18 protein-coding genes are annotated in these 21306 nt (G+C 72.9%); 6 read left to right on the top strand and 12 right to left on the bottom strand.

Going from position 1 to position 21306, the window contains the following annotated elements; genetic code table 11:
- Positions 1-85 precede the first annotated feature (85 nt).
- From trxA to sigM, 4 genes are all read right to left on the bottom strand, one after another.
- Positions 86-409 carry a thioredoxin gene (gene trxA, locus LB823_RS00180; protein WP_224644759.1) on the bottom strand — a complete coding sequence of 108 codons (324 nt, stop codon included), beginning with the start codon at positions 407-409 and terminating at the stop codon, positions 86-88.
- Positions 410-445: 36 nt separating this feature from the next.
- Entirely contained in the window at positions 446-1402 is a 957-nt protein-coding gene (trxB, locus tag LB823_RS00175) for a thioredoxin-disulfide reductase (protein WP_224644758.1), read from the bottom strand.
- A gap of 100 nt (positions 1403-1502) precedes the next feature.
- On the bottom strand, positions 1503-2117 hold the full coding sequence (locus LB823_RS00170) for a hypothetical protein (protein WP_224644757.1): 615 nt from the start codon (positions 2115-2117) through the stop codon (positions 1503-1505).
- Positions 2118-2232: 115 nt separating this feature from the next.
- A complete protein-coding gene (gene sigM / locus LB823_RS00165) occupies positions 2233-2883 on the bottom strand; it encodes an RNA polymerase sigma factor SigM (RefSeq protein WP_224644756.1) in 651 nt (216 codons plus the stop codon).
- 206 nt (positions 2884-3089) lie between these two features.
- On the opposite strand from sigM, the gene LB823_RS00160 reads away from it, so the two are divergent.
- Positions 3090-6557 (top strand): bifunctional proline dehydrogenase/L-glutamate gamma-semialdehyde dehydrogenase, encoded by a 3468-nt coding sequence (locus LB823_RS00160; RefSeq protein ID WP_224644755.1) that lies wholly within the window; start codon positions 3090-3092, stop codon positions 6555-6557.
- Between the two features lie 21 nt (positions 6558-6578).
- On the opposite strand, the gene LB823_RS00155 is transcribed toward LB823_RS00160, so the two are convergent.
- A complete protein-coding gene (locus tag LB823_RS00155) occupies positions 6579-7181 on the bottom strand; it encodes a DNA-3-methyladenine glycosylase I (protein ID WP_224644754.1) in 603 nt (200 codons plus the stop codon).
- A gap of 114 nt (positions 7182-7295) precedes the next feature.
- Between LB823_RS00155 and LB823_RS00150 the strand changes: the two genes are divergently transcribed.
- A complete protein-coding gene (locus LB823_RS00150; protein ID WP_224644753.1) occupies positions 7296-8180 on the top strand; it encodes a hypothetical protein in 885 nt (294 codons plus the stop codon).
- On the opposite strand, the gene LB823_RS00145 is transcribed toward LB823_RS00150, so the two are convergent.
- The 3 genes from LB823_RS00145 to LB823_RS00135 are packed head-to-tail and all read right to left on the bottom strand — an operon-like array spanning position 8152 to position 15205.
- Complete coding sequence (locus LB823_RS00145) at positions 8152-11835, bottom strand: murein biosynthesis integral membrane protein MurJ (protein WP_224644752.1); 3684 nt, start codon at positions 11833-11835, stop codon at positions 8152-8154. The two genes, LB823_RS00150 and LB823_RS00145, sit on opposite strands and share 29 nt — an antisense overlap.
- Entirely contained in the window at positions 11832-14303 is a 2472-nt protein-coding gene (locus tag LB823_RS00140; protein WP_224644751.1) for a glycoprotein, read from the bottom strand. Before LB823_RS00140 ends, LB823_RS00145 begins: the two co-directional genes overlap by 4 nt.
- Complete coding sequence (locus tag LB823_RS00135; protein WP_224644750.1) at positions 14300-15205, bottom strand: NUDIX hydrolase; 906 nt, start codon at positions 15203-15205, stop codon at positions 14300-14302. The genes LB823_RS00140 and LB823_RS00135 overlap by 4 nt, the downstream gene beginning before the upstream one ends.
- 74 nt (positions 15206-15279) lie before the next feature.
- Between LB823_RS00135 and LB823_RS00130 the strand changes: the two genes are divergently transcribed.
- On the top strand, positions 15280-16752 hold the full coding sequence (locus tag LB823_RS00130) for a CCA tRNA nucleotidyltransferase (RefSeq protein ID WP_224644749.1): 1473 nt from the start codon (positions 15280-15282) through the stop codon (positions 16750-16752).
- Here the strand turns inward: LB823_RS00130 and LB823_RS00125 are convergent.
- From LB823_RS00125 to LB823_RS00115, 3 genes are read right to left on the bottom strand one after another with little or no spacing between them, the layout of a single operon-like run.
- Complete coding sequence (locus LB823_RS00125; protein WP_224644748.1) at positions 16749-17252, bottom strand: hypothetical protein; 504 nt, start codon at positions 17250-17252, stop codon at positions 16749-16751. The genes LB823_RS00130 and LB823_RS00125 overlap by 4 nt on opposite strands.
- A gap of 45 nt (positions 17253-17297) precedes the next feature.
- A complete protein-coding gene (locus tag LB823_RS00120; protein WP_224644747.1) occupies positions 17298-17843 on the bottom strand; it encodes a hypothetical protein in 546 nt (181 codons plus the stop codon).
- 1 nt (position 17844) lies between these two features.
- Positions 17845-19173, bottom strand: a complete 1329-nt coding sequence (locus LB823_RS00115; RefSeq protein WP_224644746.1) for an MFS transporter — start codon at positions 19171-19173, stop codon at positions 17845-17847.
- A 74-nt stretch (positions 19174-19247) separates the two neighbouring features.
- Here LB823_RS00115 and LB823_RS00110 point away from each other — a divergent pair, with 74 nt between their 5' ends.
- On the top strand, positions 19248-19877 hold the full coding sequence (locus LB823_RS00110) for a YqgE/AlgH family protein (RefSeq protein WP_308011400.1): 630 nt from the start codon (positions 19248-19250) through the stop codon (positions 19875-19877).
- A gap of 2 nt (positions 19878-19879) precedes the next feature.
- On the opposite strand, the gene LB823_RS00105 is transcribed toward LB823_RS00110, so the two are convergent.
- Complete coding sequence (locus tag LB823_RS00105; RefSeq protein WP_224644745.1) at positions 19880-20356, bottom strand: MarR family winged helix-turn-helix transcriptional regulator; 477 nt, start codon at positions 20354-20356, stop codon at positions 19880-19882.
- A 108-nt stretch (positions 20357-20464) separates the two neighbouring features.
- Here LB823_RS00105 and LB823_RS00100 point away from each other — a divergent pair, with 108 nt between their 5' ends.
- A complete protein-coding gene (locus tag LB823_RS00100) occupies positions 20465-20836 on the top strand; it encodes a hypothetical protein (protein WP_224644744.1) in 372 nt (123 codons plus the stop codon).
- A gap of 88 nt (positions 20837-20924) precedes the next feature.
- Positions 20925-21290, top strand: a complete 366-nt coding sequence (locus LB823_RS00095; protein WP_224644743.1) for a hypothetical protein — start codon at positions 20925-20927, stop codon at positions 21288-21290.
- Positions 21291-21306: the final 16 nt, after the last annotated feature.

Raw genomic sequence — 21306 nt, 5'->3', positions numbered from 1 at the left:
GCTTCCTGCGGGCGGGCGGCCCGCAGGACGGGAAATCGAGTACACGATACGGCCTCGGGGCCCTCCGACCCAACGCGACGGCGCGTCACACCAGGCCGTCGAGCTCCTTGAGGATCGCCGACTTGCTCTTCGCACCCACCAGCTTGGCGGTCGGCTTGCCGCCCTGGAACAGCATCAGCGTGGGGATGCTGAGCACCTGGTAGTCGCGGGGCGCGGTGGGGTTCTGGTCGACCTCGATCTTCGCGAAGGTGACCTTGTCGCCGTGCTCGGCGGCGAGCTGCTCGAGCACGGGTGCGACCACCTTGCACGGGCCGCACCAGGTGGCCCAGAAGTCGACGAGGACGGGCTTCTCGGACTGCAGGACCTGCTCGATGAAGGTGTCGTCGGTGAGGGTGACGATCTCGGCCATGGCGGTACTCCTCGGTGCGGTTCTTCGGGGGACGGACTACTGGGCGACGGCGGCTTCGCGGTGATGCGCGAGCCAGCGCTCGGCGTCGATCGCGGCGGAACAGCCGCTGCCGGCCGCCGTGATGGCCTGGCGGTAGGTGTGGTCGACGAGGTCGCCCGAGGCGAAGACGCCGGGCACGCCGGTGGCGGTGCTACGGCCCTCGACCTGCACGTAACCCTCGTCGTCGACGGTGACCTGGCCCGCGACCAGCGCGGACCGGGGGTCGTGGCCGATGGCCACGAACAGGCCCGTGACCTCGAGCGTGGAGACGGCGCCCGTCACGGTGTTCTCGACGAGCAGCGACTCGACCGACTTCTCCCCCTGCACGGCGTTGACCTTGGCGTCGGTGAGGAAGCGGATCTTCTCGTTGTCGCGGGCGCGGTCGAGCATGATCTTCGAGGCGCGGAAGTTCTCGCTGCGGTGGATCAGCGTGACCGACTTGGCGAACTTGGTGAGGAAGATCGCCTCCTCCATCGCCGAATCGCCGCCGCCGACCACGGCGATGTCCTGGTCGCGGAAGAAGAAGCCGTCGCAGGTGGCGCAGGCGCTCACGCCGCGGCCGAGCAGGGCCTCCTCACCGGGAATGCCGAGGTAGCGGGCGGCGGCGCCCATCGCGAGGATCACGGCGCGGGCGCGGTAGGTGCCCTCGGCCGTGACGACCTCCTTGATCTCGCCGTCGAGCTGCACGGACTCCACGTCCTCCATGCGCAGATCGGCGCCGAAGCGGATGGCCTGCTCGCGCATCTCGTCCATGAGCTGCGGGCCCATGATGCCCTCGCGGAAGCCGGGGTAGTTCTCGACCTCGGTGGTGGTCATCAGCGCGCCGCCGAAGTTGGTGCCCTCGAACAGGATGGTGCTCAGCTCCGCGCGACCGGCGTAGACGCCCGCCGTGTATCCGGCCGGACCCGATCCGATGATGATCACGTCCGCGATATCGGTGCCCGCTGCAGTCATTACCCACCCAACCTGTTGAAGAAGCGCCCGGTCGTCCCGGGCCGACATGTGTGCCAACGGCGCCGGACCCGACAATGTTCCCGCGCCGCCTCCTCCCAGATTACGGCGTGGCCGCGCGGCCGGCCCCGCCACCGGTGAGGACGCGGTCGACCAGCACCGACGAGACCTCCCCCCGGGCGCACGACGGGGTCACCGCGAGCAGCCGCAGGTCGCCCAGCCTGCCGCCGGGCAGGAGCAGCACCGTCGCGCGGTCGTCCCGGACGTGGACGGGCCCCGCGCCGAGCAGGGTCCGCTGTGCAGCGGGCACGGACGCCGTGTCCAGGCAGCGGGCGAGCGCCGTAACGTCGGCGAAGGGACCGCGGTCGCCGCCCGGCGTCGCGGCCGCGAGGAGCACGCCGCTCTCGGGCTCGGCGGGCGCGTCCCGCACGGTGCTCAGGGCGACGGTGCCCGCCAGCACGCCGACGGCGGCCGCCGCGGCCGCCAGGGAGTACCGCAGCCGGCGACGCGGCAGGACCGGCGGCCGAGCGGCGCGGATCGCGGCCGAGATCCGGCGGTCCCCGAGCGGGGAGTCGGCGGTGAAACCGTCCGGCGCGGACCACTGCGCGAACGTGCGGTCGCGGTACTCCGCCAGCGCCGCGTCGAGCCGCGCCTCCTGTGCGCGACTGAGCGGCCGGTCGTCGTCCTCGCCGTCCGCCGGCGGTACTGCCTTCCCCATCGGAAACCTCCTCTCATGAATTGGACGCACCAGCCCGCCGATCGGTTCCCATCGATTTCAATACTTGTTGTGCGGCTGGCGAACGACCCGCACGCAGGGCCGGGAAACGGCCGGATCAGCGCAGCAGTCGCTCGAGCCGGACGCGGGCCCGGGCCCGGCGGCTCTTGACGGTGCCCGGCGCGACGCCGAGCTGCTCCGCGGCCTGCGTCACGGACAGCCCGTACATGTCGACGGCGACCACCGCGGCCCGCTGGTCCTCGGGCAGCATCCGCAGCGCGGCCTCGACCGAGAGGCGGCGGTCCAGTTCCTCCGCGCCGCGGCCCTCGTCCGAGGCGAGGCCGCTCAGGTCGTCGGGCATGGGCAGCGACGTGCGCACCTGATTGCGTCGCGCCCGGTCCAGGCACGCGTTGACCACGATGCGGTGCAGCCAGCTCCCCACCTTGCAGTCCCCGCGGAAGCTCGGCGAGAGCTGGAAGGCCCGCAGCATGGCGTCCTGCAGGCAGTCCTCGGCGTCGGTGTAGTCGCGGATGGTGCGTAGCGCCGTCGCCCGCAGCTGCCGGGCGTGCCGTTCGAAGAGCTCAGCGAAGGCGTCGCCGTCGCCGCGGGCGGCGTCGGCCAGCAGCTTCTCGTCGGAGACCGGGGCGTGCCCGGCGCCCGACGCGTGCCCGGCGCCCGCCGGGGCCGCGCACGCGGCGTCGTGCGGCGTATCGGTCACCGGATCCCCCGACCCGGCCGACCGCGAGATGGTGTTCCCCCACTCGGTCATGCACGGGATCGTAGAGGGGCCCGATACCGTTCCGAGACCATTTCTTTGCTATTCAATCTTCGACACGGAATACGCCGGCGGATTTGCGATAGCGCATGGGGCTCGCGGATTCCGTGTGAGCGGTATTACACTCGCGTCTAGGCCAGGTGGCGCACCCGTCGCTGTGGATTCTCCATTCACCGCGCGAGCTACTCAGGAGGCCTCTCATGGTCGATTCGTCACGTCCGTCCGCTCCCCTGCCGTCCTTCGGCTCTCCCGGCGCCGATGCCGCGGGTCCCGACGGCACCCGCATCGTGGACGCTGCCGTCGCCCGGGCGCAGCGATGGCTGCGCACCAGCCGCGGGCCGCGCCCGGCCGAGGTCGGCCGCCGGGAGGCCGCCGCCACCTCCAGTCTCGCGGCGCTGCTGCACGATCCGAGCGGCGTCGAGTTCACGATGGGCTTCGTCGACCAGGTGGCGCGCCCCGAGGACGACCGGGTCGCGGCGAAGGCGCTGCGGCGCCTCGTCTCCCCCGCCGCCGGTGGCGCGCCCGGGCGGGCCTTCATGAGCCCCGTCGACGCGGCGCTGCTCCGCGCGGGCACCGTCGCCGCGGGGATCGCACCGTCGATCGCGATGCCCGTCGCGCGGCTGCGGCTGCGACAGCTGGTGGGCCACTTGGTCTTCGATGCCGACGGCGACCACCTGCAGCGGCGCCTGCGCCGCGCCCGCGAGACGGGCGTGCGGCTCAACCTCAACCTGCTCGGCGAGGCCGTGCTGGGACAGGGCGAGGCCGATCGCCGGCTCGCCCGCACGCACGAGCTGCTCGCCGACCCGGCCGTGGACTACGTCTCCATCAAGGTCTCGTCCGTGGTCGCCCAGCTCGTCCCGTGGGATCTCGAGGGCAACCGCGACCGGATCGTCGAGCGGCTGCGGCCCCTGTACCGGACGGCCCGCGACGGCGGGAAGTTCGTCAACCTCGACATGGAGGAGTACAAGGACCTGCACCTGACGATCGAGGTGTTCACCGCCCTGCTCGACGAGCCCGAGTTCCGCTCCCTCACCGCCGGAATCGTGCTGCAGGCCTACCTCCCCGACGCCATGGGCGCCCTCGCCCGGCTCACCGACTTCGCGCGTCGCCGCGTCGCCGCAGGCGGCGCCCCGATCAAGGTGCGGCTGGTCAAGGGCGCCAACCTCGCCATGGAGCGGGTGGACGCCGAGGTGCACGACTGGCCGCTCGCCACGTACGGCAGCAAGGCCGACGTCGACGCGAACTACCTGCGCATGGTCGACACCGCGCTGCGCCCCGAGAACGCCGACGCGCTCCGCATCGGCGTCGCTTCGCAGAACCTCTTCTCCGTCGCCTACGCGGTGGAACTGGCGGAGCAGCGGGACGTGCAGCGCCAGTTGGACATCGAGATGCTGCAGGGCATGGCGCCCATGGAGGCCGCCGCCGTGCGCGCCGACGTCGGTTCGCTCATCCTCTACACCCCGGTGGTGCACTCCGGCGACTTCGACGTGGCGGTCAGCTACCTCGTGCGCCGGCTCGAGGAGAACGCCTCCAGCGACAACTTCCTGTACTCCATGTTCAGCCCCGACCCCGACGCGATCGCGCTGGAGGAGAGGCGTTTCCGCACCGCCTTCGCCCGACGTGCCGCCGTGCAGGACGGCCCGAACCGGGTGCAGGACCGCACGACCGCGACCGCGACCGGGATCACGGCTCCGGGCGACGGGCCGTTCGTCGGCGAGCCCGACACCGACCCCTCGACCCCCGCGAACCGGGCGTGGGCGCGCGCCGCCCTCGCGGCGCCGGACACCGTCGAACCGCCTGCGCGGGTGACGGATCCGGCTGCCGTCGACTCGGCCGTCGCGACCGCGCTGACGGCGCAACGGGCCTGGGCGGCGCTTCCCGCCGACGAGCGGGCGGCGCTGCTGCGCCGTGTCGCCGACGAGCTGTCGCGCCGCCGCGGCGAGCTGCTCACCGTCATGTCGTACGAGGCGGGAAAGACCGTCGCCGAGGCGGATCCGGAGATCTCGGAGGCCATCGACTTCGCCCGCTACTACGCGCAGAGCGCCCTCGAACTCCGCGACGACGAGGCGGCCTTCACCCCGCACCGCCTCGTCGTGGTCACCCCGCCGTGGAACTTCCCCGTCGCGATCCCCCTCGGCGGCGTGCTCGCGGCCCTCGCCGCCGGCGCCGCCGTGATCATCAAGCCGGCGCCGCAGGTGCTCCGCTGCGGGACCGCGGCGATCGCCGCCCTGCACGCCGCGGGCGTGCCCGCCGGCCTCGTGCAGCTCGTCAACGCCGACGAGGCGGATGCCGGGCGCCGCCTGGTCACCCATCCCGACGCGGACGCGGTGGTCCTCACCGGCGCGAGCGAGACGGCGGCGCTGTTCCGTGGCTGGCGGCCCGAGCTCGAGCTGCTCGCGGAGACCTCCGGCAAGAACGCGATGATCGTGACGCCCGCCGCAGACCCCGATCTGGCGGTGAACGACCTGGTGCGCAGCGCCTTCGGCCACGCCGGGCAGAAGTGCTCCGCCGCCTCGCTGGGGATCCTGGTCGGCAGCGTCGGTTCCTCGCAGCGGTTCCTCGGGCAGCTGCAGGACGCGGTCCGCACCCTCGTCGTGGGCGAGGGGCACGACCTCGGCACCACGGTGGGCCCGCTCATCGAACCCGCCTCGGGCAAGCTGCTGCGCGGGCTCACCGAGCCCGCCCCGGGCGAGCGCTGGCTGGTCGCACCGCGGCGGCTCGACGAGACCGGCCGGTTCTGGGCGCCCGGCGTGCTCGACGGCGTCGCCGAGGGCAGCTGGTTCCACACCACCGAGCTCTTCGGCCCGGTGCTCGGCATCATGCGCGCCGCGACGCTCGACGAGGCGCTGCGCCTGCAGAACTCCACCGGATACGGCCTCACGGCGGGCCTGCACAGCCTCGACCCCGACGAGATCGACCACTGGCGCGAGAAGGTGGAGGCGGGCAACCTCTACATCAACCGGCACATGACCGGCGCCATCGTGCAACGGCAGTCCTTCGGCGGCTGGAAGCGCTCCTCGATCGGCCCCGGCGCCAAGGCCGGCGGCCCCAACTACGTCGCCCAGTTCGGGCGCTGGGCCGACACGGCCGTGCCCGCGGCGCCCGAGGTCGCGCCCACCGTGTTCAGCGAGCGGATCATCGCCGGCGCCCGGGACCTGGCCCCGGACGACCTGGCTTGGCTGCACGCCGCCGCCGCGTCCGACGAGCGCGCCTGGGACGCCGAATTCGGCGTCGAGCACGATCCCACCGGCCTGGCGAGCGAGACGAACGTGTTCCGCTACCGGCCGCTCCCCCACCTGGAGGTGCGCGTGGGCGCCGGCGCCCGCCCCCGTGACCTGGTGCGGCTGCAGCTGGCCGCCGCCCGCACCGGGACCCGCCTCGACGTGACGGTGAGCCCTGAGGCCCCGGCGATGCCCTTCGAGGCGCCCGAGCACACCGCGCGGGACTACGCCGACGGCCTGGCCGGACGCGCCGAGCCCGTCCGGATCCGCCTGCTGGGCGCGCCGGAACCCGAGGTGGAGGCCGCGGCGGCGCAGCACGGCCACAGCGTGCTCCGCGGACCGGTGCTACTGTCCGGCCGGCGCGAACTGCTCAGCGTGCTGCGCGAGCAGGCGGTGAGCACCACCCGGCACCGGTACGGTCACCTCGCCGGCGGGACGGGCCACTAGGGCCCGGCCGCCGGGCGGCGGTCACCCCGTCCACACCCCCGAGCTGCCGCGGCGGTGGCTGTCCACGAGGTGATCGTCGACGATGCCGACCGCCTGCATCAGCGCGTACATGGTGGTGGGCCCCACGAACCGGAAGCCCCGGCGCCGCAGCTCCTTCGAGAGCGCCACCGACTCCGGGGACGTGGCGGCCACCTCCGCCATCGTGCGGGGCTCGGGGGTGCGCTCGGGCCGGAAGGACCACACCAGGTCGACGAGGCCGCCGTCCTCCCGCAGGGCGACCACGGCCCGGGCGTTGCCGATCGTGGCCTCGACCTTCTGCCGGTTCCGGATGATGCCGGCATCGGCCAGCAGGCGCTCGACGTCCCCCTCGTCGAACGCCGCCACCGCGTCGGGGTCGAAGTCCGCGAAGCCCGCGCGGAACGCCGGGCGCTTGCGCAGCACCGTCGCCCACGACAGGCCCGCCTGGAAGCCCTCCAGGGCGATCCGCTCGAAGAGCCCGCGCTCGTCGCGGATCGGCATGCCCCATTCGGTGTCGTAGTACTCGCGCAGCAGCCCGTCGGCCGCCCAGGCCGGCCGGGCCAGCCCGTCCTCGCCGATCACCACGCCGTCAGTCGGTTCCGTCATCTCGTCCCCCCTCGAATCGAGCGCGCCCGGCGGGCGCCGTCTCCGCACCGTAGAGCACCCCACCGACAAGTCCGCGACAAGCGCCCGTTCAGCACCATGGACGAGGATCCGGTCATGTCCGACAGTGCCGTGCCGCTCCGGCTCATCCGCGCCCGCTGGCGCCTGCTCGCGGCGGCGCAGCCCGTGCTCGCCGCGGCCGGAGCGCCGCTGCCCTTCCGCGTCACCGTCGACGGCGGGACGCGCGGCGTCGCCCGGTACGACTCCTCGTCGACGGCCGGCGCCACGCTGGCCTGGTTCGGGCCCGACCGGGCCGTGCTGTCCTGCGGCGACCTCGGCTGGCGCGTCCCGGGCGCACCGGGACCCGCGGAGCGCGTCGCCGGCGGACCGCCGTGGCTCGAACACGTCGCGGTGCTCGATCACCGGGTCTGTGCCGGCCGGTACGCCTGGACGGGGATCTGGGACGACGGTGCCTTCGCCGCCGAGGCTCCCCTGCCCGGCGCGCCTCTTCCCCCGGTCGGCACGTCCGCGGAGGTCGCGGCCGCGCTCGGCGGTCGCCTCGAGCACGACGAGGCGCTGCATCACCTGGTGCGGATGTGCGAGTACGAATGGCTCGACGCGCCGACGTGGTGGGCCGCCTTCGGCGAGCTCGCGCCGGAGCGCCTCCTCGACGAATCCTGGAGCGAGCTCAAGGAATCCGGCCTCACCCAGTGGACGGGCGACGGCCCGCGGTACGACGGGGTGCCCGGGCGGACTCCCGAGGAGGCGCGGGCCGCCGCCGCGGACCACGCCCGCTCCCGCGGGCTGCAGATCCCGGAGGACGTGCGCGTGGAAGCGGCCCTGCGCACGCGCACCGGTTGGCTCGTGCGGTTTCTCGACTACCGGGACGTGGGAACCGCTCGGCCGCTGGTGATCTCGATACCTGACGAGGGACCGGCGAGGGTCGAGGCCGCGACGGCCGACGCCGCGGACGTCAGGAGCCCTGGAACGACACCTGGTTGATGGTGGAGTACCAGTCGTTGCCGGACTGCTTGGTCAGCCCGGTGATCCAGACCAGCACGTAGCGGGCGCGCGGCGCCACGGAGCTGACGTGGAAGTCGTTGGAGCCCGGACGCAGCGAGCCGGACCACACCAGCGAGGTGTCGTCCAGCGACTTCACGGTGTCCTTCGTGGAGGTGCGGACCTCCACGGTGGTGCCCGCGCTGGGCGAGACGATGGTGCCGCGGGTGAGCGAGACGGCCTTGTCCAGCGTCACCAGGAAGCCGACGCCCTTCTTGAGATTGCCGAAGACCGGGCCGGCCTTGTAGGTGTCCGTCTTCCACGGCGGGTTCTTGCCGGTGAGCACGTTCGGCAGGTTGGTGGCCGAGTCCTTCGAGGAGGAGAAGTCCACGAGCGCGACATCGGTCGACTTCACCGGGGACCCGACGCCGGGAGCCGGTGCGGGAGCGGCGCTCTCGTTCGCCGTCGCGCTGGAGGTGTACAGCGAGCCCACGCCCGACTGGGTGTCCTTGCCGCCGGTGAGGCTGCTGATCAGCAGCGTGAGCCCGATGATCACGAGCAGCGCCACCGCGCACGCCGCGATGACCAGCAGCGGCACGTTCTTCTTGCCGCCCGAGACGCGCTGCAGCAGCGTCTGCTTCGACTGGATCCGCTTGGCCGGCGTGGGCTGCTGATCCAGCGGCACCGAGGGCTGCGCGGGGCGCGCGGCGGCCGCCGCCGGGGCCTGGCGCGGAGCCTCCCGGGGGGACTCCTCCCGCACGGGCGCGAGCAGGTCGGTCTTCACGTCCACCACGGAGGCCTGGTCCAGCAGCTGCTGCACGGTGGCGGCGGTGCGGATGCCCTGGCCGCCCTCGAGCGTGCGGGTCGCGACCGCGGAGATCTCGAACGGGATGTCGCGCTTGGCGTCCCGCGGCTCGACGGGGTTGCCGTTCGCGTCGGCGTCCGCCTGCTGGATCCCGGCGACGGTGCCCGTCCCGGTGGTCACGATGCGGCCCGTCGCGTCGTCGAGCGGCCACCGCTCGAGCAGCAGCGCGTAGAGGACGGCGCCGAGGCCGCGGACGTCCGACTCCTTCGAGGCGTCCGCGAGGGTGCCGGGGAAGGCCAGGAAGGCGTGCCCGTCCTGTGAGATGCGCACCCGGTCCGGGTGATCGATGGACAGTGCGGCGCCGGCGCGGTGCGCGCCCTCCGCCGCGCCCGCGAGGGCGCGCACGGCCTTCGCCGCGCCGATCGCGGACGGATGCGTGCCGGCCACGTCGGCCAGCGAGCTGCTGGGGATCCACTCGGCCACCACGATGCCGCCAGAGCTGCCGCGCACCACGTCGAGCACCCGCGCCAGGCCGTTGGAGTGCACGCGACCCAGGCGCAGGGTGCGGGAGAGGATGGACTGCGGGCCCTCACCGCGGAGGCTGATCTGTGCGCCGCGCTCGGGGACGGGCGCGGTCTGCTCCGAATCGACGAAGGTCAGGGCCACGTCGCGGTCGAGGTTGATGTCGCGCGCCTGCCAGAACTGCAGCCCGCGGATGCCGCCGAAGTGCTCGATGAGGCGGTACCGGCCGCCCGCGACGACCGCGCCCGGGATGAGCTCGGGACCGCGCGGGGCGTCGTCGTCCCACGCCACGGGATCGGCGGGCTCGGACGCCGCCGGAAGGCCCGCCTGCTGCTGGGACGGCAGTCGCATCTGACCGGTGCTGGGTGCCTCGTGGCCGGACATGCGTGCGGAGTCGTCCTCGGTCACTGCGAATGCTCCTCTTCTGCGGTATCGAAGGCCCGTGGTCGGTAGTTCTGCGCTCGCCCGCGGACGCCGGGGAACATGGCTTTGACCAGCATACGGGAGGCCGATGTCGTCGGCGATCCGCGGCAGCTGGGCGGTGATCTCCTCGCGCCGGAGGCTCGCGTAGGCCTCCAGCTCGTCGAGCCGCAGCTCCCGGGTGTCGGGGGCGCGGGAGGCCGCGCGCTCCGGCTCCGACGGTGCGCCCGGCCGCAGCGCCGGGACGAACCGGCCCGCGATGCGCCGCAGGGGTGCCAGGATCGCCAGCACGTCCGGTACTCGCCACAGGGCGAGCAGCGCGTAGATCAACGTCATGCAGAGGGTGCCTGCGATTGCAAGGTACAGCAGTGCGCCGGCGGGCCCGCTGCGATCGATCGCCTTGAGGACGGGCAGTCGCATGACGAGATAGATCGTCACGGTGACCAGAACGGACACCGTCGTGGTCTGGACCAGAGTGCGAGCGACATTCGTCAGGTGCAGCGGGCCGAGCGTCCGGCGCAGGAGGTACCAACCCATGATCGCGCCGGCGGTGTACGCCAGGCCGCGGGCGGTGCCGACGAACTCGACGATCCGATGGTCGTCCTCCACGAAGACCGGCACCAGGTACGACAGCCCGATCTGCACGGCGACGATCGCGATCACGATCCCCGTCGGGATCCACGCCCGCTCCTGGGCGTAGAAGACCCGCAGGTGGATGAGGACCATCGCGTAGGGGACCAGCACGAACGCCGAGAACGAGATCGCGGTGCCCAGGAAGTTGGCGTCGTCCTGGGAGAATTGACCGAAGTTGAACAGCGCCCGGCCGATGGAAGGTCCGAAGACCGTCATGAAGGCCACGATCGGGATCAACGCCACCATCGTGAGGCGCGTCGCCACGGAGAGGTCATCGAGTACCGCGTTGCGGTTGCCCTCGGCCGCGTTGCGCGACAGGCGCGGCATCACCGCGGTCAGCAAGGCCACGCCGATGACGCCGTACGGCAGCTGGAGCACCATCCACGCGTACTGATAGATCGCGGGGCCGCCGTCGGAGGCGTGGGAGAGGATCGGCGTGACGGCGTACCAGCCGACTTGCGAGATGAAGACGTAGGTGACGATCGCGATGCCCATGGTGCCGAAGTGCTTGAGCCGGGTGTCGACGCCCCAGCGCAGGCGGAGCTTGATTCCGGAGCGGCGCATGGCGGGGATCTGGATCAGTGCCTGCAGCACCACGCCCAGGGTGCTGCCGATGCCCAGGACGAGGAGCTTCGGCTGCCCCATCGCGGTCGGGTTCAGGGTCAGCTCGCCGGGCATGAGGTAGAAGGTCACCAGGGTGGCGATCTGCACCGTATTGCACGCCACCGGCGCCCACGCACCGGGTTTGAACTCGTCCCGCGTGTTGAGCATCGCCGTGAACAGCGCGGAGAGCCCGTAGAACATCAGCTGTGGCAGGAACATGATGACGAGCGCCTGCGTCAGGCCCTCGTCGACCTTGGAGCCCCCGACCAGCAGCCCCACCAGCACCGGGGACAGCGCCAGCGAGACGACCAGAGCGACGCCGAGGATCGTCAGAGAGAGCGTGAAGAGGCGCTCGAAGAAGGCCTGGCCGCGGTCCTTGTCCTCCATCTCCGCCCGGACCAGCACGGGGATCACCAGAGCGGTGAGGACCTGACCGAGGACGAGCTCGGAGACCTGCTGCGGCATCGCGTTGGCGATGCTGAACGCGGAGGCGACGGCCGGCCCGAGGATGGCCGCGAGCAGCACGGTGCGCAGGAAGCCGGTGATGCGCGAGGTGAGCGTGGCGACCGCGACCGAGCCGGTGGAACGCAGCAGGCTGGCTGTGCCGCCGCCGTCCTTCCCGCCGGCGGCGGGACTGCTGCTCGGCGGGATGTGCCGGGGCTCGGCGCGGCTCATGTGTCCTTCGGTTCCGGATTCTCGTGCGATGCGGTCGGTCGATGTGCAGCGTAACTGTTCGCGATCCGCTTCTCGTGCTCGTCCGCGGGGGGACGGTCCGCGTCCGCGGGGTCCGGCCGGCCGCGGAACCGGCGCCACAGGCGCCGCCCCGCGAGCAGGACCAGCAGGATTCCGACGCCGCACGTGATCCAGAACAGCGATTGGCCGTACGCATTGGAGTGCACGGACACGGAGATCGGATCGCCCAGCGGCATGTTGCTGCTCGACCGCAGCGTCAGCTGCACGGAGATCTGCCGCGAGTAGTCGACGGTGGTCGGCAGTTCGATCTGCCGCGTGCCGCGCGCCGGCAGCTCCTGCACCTCGGAGGCGTCGATCGTCACCCCCTGCGGGGCGGACCAGTCGATCACGGTGCGGATCGGCAGCGGCAGGTCGTTGCGCGCGACGATGAGTAGCGGCGACTTGTCCGAGGCCAGGGTGTACGCGCCGCCGGGGCTGACGAAGCGCACCGAGGCGAGCTGCGCCGACATCGACGCCCGCGCGGCCGTGAGCCGGATGGAGGCGTCACCGTCGACCGCCTGCCGCGACGGCGCCCAGCGCAGCGCGCGCACCGCGTCCTCCCGCAGCGGCGAGGTGTACATGCGGGGCGTGAGCGGGGTCTTCGGCAGCGGGAGGAGGGCGGCGCCGAGTTGGTCGACCTGCCGCACGTGGGCGGCGGCGGCCGTGACGATCCGGTCGGGGACCCGCGAGGCCGTCGTCTCGGGCGGCTGCCGCAGCGTCCAAGGCGCTGCGTTGCGCGCCGGGTCCCGCCCCGTCGACTGGGCGGAGGCGACCACGTCGCGGAACGTGCGGGGGCCCGCGAGGCCGGCCCCGAACTGCGCGGAGACGGCGTCGAGGACCGCGCGGGCGTCGTCGGGGCCCGCCGCCCACACCTGGGGCGGCACGATCAGCGTCGACCGGCCGGTCACGCGCGCGACGGGATCGGTGGCGGTGCTCGCGGCCCACCCGTCGGGCGGGGCGTAGCGCTGGGTCGGGTCGAGCGCGGCAGCGGTCACGGCGCCGACCGCGGCCTGCCGCCGCATGGCCGCCGACTCCTCGGACATGGTGAACGTCGAGGAGGTGGGCACGGTGCCCGTCGGGCCGGGCGCGACGCCGTCCTCGGCCCCGTCGGTGGTCCTCCCCATCGCGGCGAGCGCCGCGGAGACGCTCGGGTCGAAGACGGCCGCGCCGATGCCCTGGCCCACCGGGACGATGCCCGACGGGGTGCCGGCGCCGCGGTCCGGCGCCCGCACCGCGGTGGCGGAAACGACGGTGGCGGCGACGTCGGAAGCGCGGAGCTGCCGCGCACCGTCGGACAGGAGCACGCCGGAGGTGGGGATGGCGACGCCCCGCACGGACTGCACGCCGAGGATGGAGTCGATGACGTCGGACGGGGTGTCGAGGGCGGCGCGCTGCAGCGAGGGCTCGGCGGAGCGGCCGAGGGCCTCGAGGTCGACCTGGCCGAAGGGCAGCGCGACCACGCAGGAGTCGGCGGCGACGCGCCGCAGCTTCTCCAGCCAGGCGCTCGCCTCGTCGCTGCCGGTGCCGGCGGTGCTGGGGCCGCGCGGGTCGGCGGGATTGCGGGAGACGCGGTACGGCGCGGTCATGGCCTGGACGGTGACCAGCAGGTCGGGGTCGATCGCGAGGCAGGCGGCCGTCCGCAGGGCGGTGCGCCGCGGGTCGGGGCCGCGCGTCGCGTCCTCGTAGGCCGACAGCAGGCCGTCGAGCCGGCCGCCCTCGCCGAGCGACCCGGCGAGCGCGTCGTCCACGAGCCGCACCGGGGTGTCGCCGCCGCCGGGCACGCCGCCCGCGAGCTTCGGATTGTCGGCCAGCGGCCACAGCAGCGTGACCTGCGCGGGCGAGGTGGTGACGGCCTTGTCGACGCCGCCGGGGGTGTCGGCGCTCCCGTCGGGCAGGCCGAGGACGGGAAGCAGGGTCCGCGAGTCGTCGAGCCGCGCGGCGCCGCCGTACGCGGGCTTGCCGTTGAGATTGAGCAGCAGCGGGTAGACGCCCGGCCGGTCGATGCCGAGGGTGGCGCCGCGCGTCGTGGGCGAGGGCCGCACGGGGATGGCGACGTTGAAGGACGTCTTCTCCCCCGGTTTGAGGACCTTCGAGACCGGCTCGAACCGGCCCAGGGTGTCGTAGACGTTGTTGTCGGCCACCAGGTCGGAGCGCAGCTGCGCGGAGGTCGACACCGCCGGCGCCCGCTGGATCCGCAGGTCCAGGTCGCTCACGTCGCGGTCGCCGAAGTTCTCGACGGTGCCGCGCACCACCACCTCGTTCGGGGAGGTGTCGGTGATCCGCGAGGTGACCTCGTCGACGTTGATCCGTACGAACTGCGCGTCCGGAAGGCCGGCCCCGCTGGGCGCGGGCAGGCCGGTGATCGCGATCAGGAGCGTCAGCACGCACAGGAGGCGGGCCGACCGGGTCACGTCTGACCGCTCCCGCCACCACCGCCGCGGCGCCCGCGGGAGCGCCTCCCGCCGCGCCGGCGGCGGGGCTTCGGCGGATCGTTGCGGACGGCGTTGCGCTCGGCCGCGGCGCGCTCGTACGCCGTGGGCTCGCTGCGCGGGGCGGCGGCCAACCGGGTGGCCAGCTCGTCCGGGTCGGCGGTCAGGTCGTCGATGACGGTGCGCGCGGTGGCGACGAGTTTGCGCTCGTCGGAGTAGGTGAGCCGGGTCGGGAGCTCGGCCAGCGGCACCCACGCCACCTCGGAGACCTCGTAGTCCTCGGTCGAGAGGTCGCCGCTCTCCCAGGACAGCAGGAAGTGGTGCACCGTCTTGTGCACGCGGCGGCCCTCGACGGCGAACCAGTAGTCGATCTTGCCGATCGGCGCCAGTACGGAGCCGGTGAGGCCCGTCTCCTCGGCGACTTCGCGGATCGCGGTGAGCTCGGCGGTCTCGCCCGTCTCGATGTGCCCCTTCGGCAGCGACCACAGGGTGCGGCCCCGGCGGTCGACGCGCCCGATGAGCGCGGCCCGCAGCTCGTCGGCACCGTCGAGCCCGGCCACGACGAGGCCGCCCGCAGAGGTCTCGCGGACCGTGCGGATGCGCGGGTCGGGGCGGGCCCGCCCGGGCACGGGACGCTTGGCCTTGGACGTGGGGGTGCCCTGTTTACGGGCGGGCTTCGCGGCGGGGGCGGGCTCCGACGGTGCGCCGTCGGCCTCCGGTTTCGCCTGCTGATCGGTGACGGCCGAGAGCTGGCCGCGGCCGCGCCCGCGGCCCCCGCGGCGACGCCGACGCCGCGGTCGGGAGGGCGCTCCGCCCGCGGAGTCGCCGACGGGACCCGGGCGCTGCGGGCGGCCCGAGGAGTCGGCGGATTCGGCGGAGGTCACCCCCCGATGCTACTGGCCGGTTGCGCTCCCATACGCCACCGTCGCGTTTTCCCCCGGCAGTAGACTGGTCGGTCGTGACCGAAAGCTCTCCCGCCGGCCCGGCGGACGTGCGTGCCGAACGCCGCACCCGCCTGCTGGCGGCGGCGCACATCTCGCTGCGCGAATTGTCCGACGTCCTGGCCCCGCTGGGCGTCCGGTTCGCCGACGCGGGTCACGAGTTGTACCTCGTGGGCGGCTCCGTGCGCGACGCGCTGCTCGGCCGGCTGACGACCGATCTGGACTTCACCACCGACGCCCGCCCCGAGCAGGTCCAGGCGCTGCTGCGCGGCTGGGCCGACGCGATGTGGGACACCGGCATCGAGTTCGGCACCGTCAGCGCCGCCTTCGCCGACCAGCTGATCGAGATCACCACCTACCGCGCCGAGGCCTACGACCGGGTCACCCGCAACCCCGTCGTGAAGTTCGGCGAGAACCTGCGTGACGACCTGGTGCGCCGCGACTTCACCATCAACGCGATGGCCGTGCGCATCGGCCGCGACGGCGCCGAGGACTTCCAGGACCCGCTGAACGGCCTCGACGCGCTGCTCGCGGGCGAGATCGACACGCCGGCGACGCCCGAGGAATCGTTCTCGGACGATCCGCTGCGCATGCTCCGCGCCGCCCGCTTCGTCTCCCAGCTGGGCTTCTCCGTCGCCGAGCGGGTGCAGCGCGCCATGACCGACATGGCGCCCGAGCTCGACCGGATCACCGCCGAGCGGGTCCGGGCCGAGCTGGACAAGCTGATCCTGGGCGAGCACCCCGTCGACGGGATCGTGCTGCTCGTCGACACCGGGCTGGCCGAGCGCGTGATCCCGGAGATCCCGGGCATGAAGCTCGCGATCGACGAGCACCACCAGCACAAGGACGTCTTCTGGCACTCGATGACCGTGCTGCAGCAGGCCATCGACCTGGAGGAGTCCGACCCCGACCTGATCCTGCGCTGGGCCGCGCTGCTGCACGACATCGGCAAGCCCGACACCCGCCGGCACGAGCCGAACGGCGGCGTCTCCTTCCACCACCACGAGGTGGTGGGCGCGAAGATGGTCCGCAGGCGCATGCGGGCCCTGGCCTACCCGAAGGCCGTGACCGAGGACGTCGCCCAGTTGGTGTTCCTGCACCTGCGGTTCCACGGCTACGGCGACGGGCAGTGGACGGACTCGGCGGTCCGCCGCTACGTCACCGACGCGGGGCCGCTGCTCTCCCGCCTGCACAAGCTGGTCCGCGCCGACTGCACGACGCGCAACAAGCGGCGCGCCGCGCGGCTGCAGGCCACCTACGACGGGCTCGAGCGCCGCATCGACACCATCGCGGCGAAGGAGGACCTCGCGCGGGTCCGTCCCGACCTCGACGGCAACGCGATCATGGAACTGCTCGGGCTGCAGCCGGGACCGGACGTCGGCGCGGCGTGGAAGTTCCTCAAGGAGCTGCGCCTGGACCGCGGCCCCCTCGATCGCGACGAGGCCGAGGCCGAGCTGACGAAGTGGTGGGCCGAGCGCCAGGGCTCCTAGCGGGGCGCGGTGTACGGCGTGCGCGGTCCCGGGATCGCGGCGATCCGCTTGTCCAGCTCGCTCGGGAGCTTGGACAACGCCGACCATCCGCGCGGCTCGGGGTTGTCGACGGTGGCCTTGAGCACCGCTCCGTCCGTGGTGCGCACGGTGGCGGAGACGATCCAGCCGTCGAAGATCTGCGCCTTCCGGTCGTACTGCGGCTGATTCCGGAGCACGCGCTCGGTGATGGCGCGCAGGTCCGCGACATCGGCGGGCTTGCCCTGCAGCTGGACGAGCCGCGACCCGGGCGCGACGGCCTTGGTGATGATGCGTCCGTCGGCGTACACCGTGGTCCGCGGCGGGGCCTCGCTGGTCAGGAAGACCGTGGTCCGGACGTCGACGACCACCGTGTTCCCCGGCTTCGGCGCCGGCGTGGGCGCGGCGGTGGCGGGGCCCGTGGCGGTGATCAGCGACGTGGTGAGGAGGGTGGCCGCCGCGGCGGTCCGGACGGTCTTCCGCATGCGGCCAGCGTATCCGCCGCGCACAGGAAGCGAAAGATCTGATTCCTACTGCTGCAGATCGGTCGCGCCGTCCGCCGTCCCGTCGCCGTCGGTGTCGAAGAGCAGGACGTCGGGCGCACCGTCGGCGTCCGTGTCGGCGACGGCCTGCCGGGCCGGCTGCCCCGGTTCCGCGGGCACGGGCACGACCCGAACCGGCTTCTCGGGTCCGGGGGCCTGTGCGCCCGTGACGCCGGGGATGGGGCAGGCCGACGGTGCCGCCCGCGCCGGTGTTCCCGCTGCACCGGGCGTCCCGTCGGCACCGCCACCCGGCCCCGTCGACCCGGGTCCGGGGCCTGAGCCGGGCGCCGTCGTGGGCTGCGCCCAGCGGCCCGAGCCGTCGTCGCGGAAGGCTGCTTCGCGGGTCCCGTCGTCGTCGAGATCGAGCGCGGCCACGTCGGCCCGGCCGTCCCGGTCGAGATCGACCATGGCGTCGTCGATCCGGCCGTCCCCGTCGAAGTCGAGCAGGACGGACCCCTGCACCGCGGGCGAGGTCCAGCGGGTGACACCACGGTCTCCGTCGCCGAACCAGTACTCGATCAGTTCGTCCCCCATATCAATTGGACGCGCCGGCGGCCTCCGCGGTTCCCGTTCGTCGGTACAGGAGGACCACGACTCCCACGGCGACGGCGTACAGCAGTGCGCCGAAGGCGGCGAGCGGGCGGCAGACGCCGTCGAACGGGACCACCGCGGCCGCGAAGGCCACCGCGCCCACGAAGGTGACGTTGAACAGGGCGTCTTGGAAGGCGAAGACCTGGCCGCGGCGCTCGTCGGGGACGTCGAGCTGCATGGCCGCGTCGCCCGACAGTTTCACCACCTGACCCGCGAGGCCGAGCACCGCGGCGGCGACGACCAGCATCACGAAATTCAGGGAGAGCACCGTGAGCTGGGTGAGGCACGCGACGACGAGCGCCCCGACCACGGTGTTGCGGCGTCCCCACCGGGCCACCGCGAAGGGCGTGAACACGGCGGCCACGAACATGCCGAGCGCGGTCGCGCCGGCCATCGAGCCGAAACCGGCGAGGCCCAGGGTCCCGTCGGTGAAGTGGTGCCGGGTGAGCAGGAGCAGCATCATCGTGTTGAACCCGAAGACGGTGCGGTGCGCCCCCATGCCGGTCAGCGCCGCCGTGACCGACGGTGCGCGCCACGCCGCGAGGGCCCCGTGCGCGAGGCCGGCCGCGACGTCGCTGAGGGCGGTCGCGGGCTTCTCGTGCTTGCCGGAGACGTCGTGGTCGGGGCCGAGGACGCCCACGGGGAAGCGGGTGGAGAGCGCCGCGCCGAGGACCGCGACGAGCACGGCGACGGCGAGGACGCAGGCGCCGCCCCCGTCGTCGGAGCCGAAGATCGCCCGCAACCCGACGGCCGTGCTGGCGCCCACCGCGGTCGCGCCGGCTCCCATGGTCGTGGTCAGGGAGTTGATCGCGACGAGTTGCGGCCGGTCGACGACGTGCGGCAGCGCGGCGGAAAGGCCGGACGCCACGAAGCGGCCGGCGCCGCCGACGGCCAGCGCGACGACGAAGATCGCCGTCTCCCCCGCCCCCGACGCGAGCACCCCCGCGCACGCCGCGATGAGCAGCGCGCGCACCAGGTTGGCCACGATGAAGACGCGGCGCCGGTCCCAGCGGTCCAGCAGGGCGCCCGCGAAGGGCCCGATCACGGAGTACGGCAGCAGCAGCACGGCGAGGCCGGTGGCGATCGCGGCCGGGGTGGCGTTGCGCTCGGGGTTGAAGACGATGGCGGTGCCGAGCCCCGCCTGGAACAGGCCCTCCGCGTACTGGCTCAGGAGGCGGACGCCGAGCAGACGCAGCAGGTCGGGCAGGTCGCGGAAGGTCCGCCACGCCGGCTTCGCAGCGGCGGCGGGCGCATCCGTTCCGCTGGTCGTCACGGGTTACAGCGTATCGGCGCGGGCGCTTCCGCGTCGGCGGACCCCGATGGTGGTCGACGTGCGATGATGGGGATGTGGGTCCCGATCGTTCGAATGAGCCGACGCAGGGTGGCGCGTCCTCCGGCGAGTCCGGGAGCGCGGGCTTCGAGGTGTCGTCGGGCACGCTGCTGGTCGCTTCCCCGGAGCTTGTCGAGCCGACGTTCTCGCGCACCGTCGTCTACCTGATCGAGCACAACGAGTCGGGCAGCCTGGGCGTGGTCCTGAACCGACCCAGCGAGTCCGCGGTGCACGGGGTGCTCCCCCGGTGGCACGATCTGGCGGCCAAGCCGAAGGCGGTCTTCGTCGGCGGGCCGGTCAATCAGTCCGCGGCGCTGTGCCTGGGCGTGGTCAAGGCCGGCGTCGACGTGAACGGCATCCGCGGCCTGCAGCCCGTCACCGGCCGCGTGGTGCTCGTGGACCTCGACTCCGACGTGGAGATGATGGACGAGCTGCTCGACGGCGTGCGTGTCTTCGCCGGGTACAGCGGCTGGGGCATGGGGCAGCTCGACGATGAGCTCGAGCGCGACGACTGGATCCCCTGCGGATCCCTGCACACCGACGTACTGGTGCCCGCGCGGGTGGACCTGTGGGGCAGGGTGCTCCGCCGCCAGGGCCTGCCGACCGCGCTGCTCGCGACCCACCCGGTGGACGTCTCGGTCAACTGACGTCAGTCGCGCGGCGCCCGCTGTGACTCGATGATCCGCCACAGCGCGGATCGGCACACCTCGACGTCGTCCCCGAGGAGCCGGCCGAACTCCTCGTCCAGCGAGACGGACCGGCCGAGCATCGCCGCGGTCAGCTCCTCGCCCTCGGGCGTCAGCGTCAGGATGCGCGCGCGCCGGTCGTTCTCGTCGACGGTGCGCGCCACGTAGCCCCAGGCCACGAGCTCGTCGACGGTGGGCGCGACGGTCTGCTTGGTGGTTCCCAGGTGGGCCGCCACGTCGACGATCCGCACCGGTTCGGCGTCGATCAGCGCGAGCACCCGCATGTGCCCGGTGCGGAGGCGGGAATCGTGCTGATGGACCTCGTCGAGGAGCTGGTCGGCGACGATCGCGCCGACCCGGCGGGCGAGCAGGTGGATGCGCGCCCCGGGTCCCGGATCGACGATGGTCAGCGCATCGGTGGCGGATCTCCCCCTGGACATGATGGTCAGGTTAGCCGGACGATTGTCGGACTTGTCACTCCGACGTGCGTGACAACAGGTGTTGTCGTATCTTGGTCAGGTCGGACTGACCAAATAAGGAGCGACGAGATGACCGTCGTCAAGCGCGCACTCAGTGGGCATCCCCCGAGCCGCCTCCTGCTCGCCGGGCTCCTGGCGGTGGCGGCGTTCGTCCATCTGGCCCGGATCGGCTCGTTGCCCTGCGCCGCGGACGACGCGTCGTGCGCCGGCCTCGGCATCGTGTACCTGGTCCTCCTGGGCATGGTGCTGCTCGGTGAGCGATGGGGGTATCTCGCAGCGGCGATCTTCCCGTTGATCGGGCTGATACTGCTCGGCGACTACCGATCGTTCGCCTACTACGGGAATCCGATCGACGCGATGGACCCGGTGGTCGACCTCCTCGTCGTTCCGGTTGCCGTGTTCGTGATCCGGGCGACCATGCGGGAGGAGTGCTGCCGGTAGGCCGCGGGCCGCGCAGCTCGCTCGACCGGTCTGACAGCAGTAGTCGTCGTAGCATTCCGAGCACGGTCTTTCGGAAAGGAATCGGCGGATGGCAGTGGTCGACGGGTCACGTCCGCGCCCCCGGCTCGCGAGGGTGACGCTCGGCCTGCTGCTGACGGTCGTGACGGTGGCGCACGTGGCGCAAGCGCTCGAGTCCCCGGTGACGAACACGTCGGCCGGCTCCATCGGTGCGGCGCTGGCGTACGCCGTGATCGCCGTGTGCGTCTTCCTCGGGCGTCCGCTGGGATACATGGCGGCCGTTGGGCTTCCGCTGGCCGCGTTGTTCTACAGCGACCACGGCCTGTTCTCGGCCCGGACCCCGGTCGGGGTCCTGTACTCGGTGTTGTTCGCGGCCGTCATCCCGTTGGCCGCCTACCTCTGGTACCGATCGGCCGCCACTCCGAGAGGAGATTAGGCTAGTCTTACCTTCC

It is taken from the genome of Tsukamurella sp. M9C, assembly GCF_020169415.1.
In the GTDB taxonomy this organism is placed as follows: Bacteria; Actinomycetota; Actinomycetes; order Mycobacteriales; family Mycobacteriaceae; genus Tsukamurella.
The sequence above is the reverse complement of the archived record's forward strand: the minus strand, read 5'-3'. Positions and strand labels throughout refer to the sequence as shown.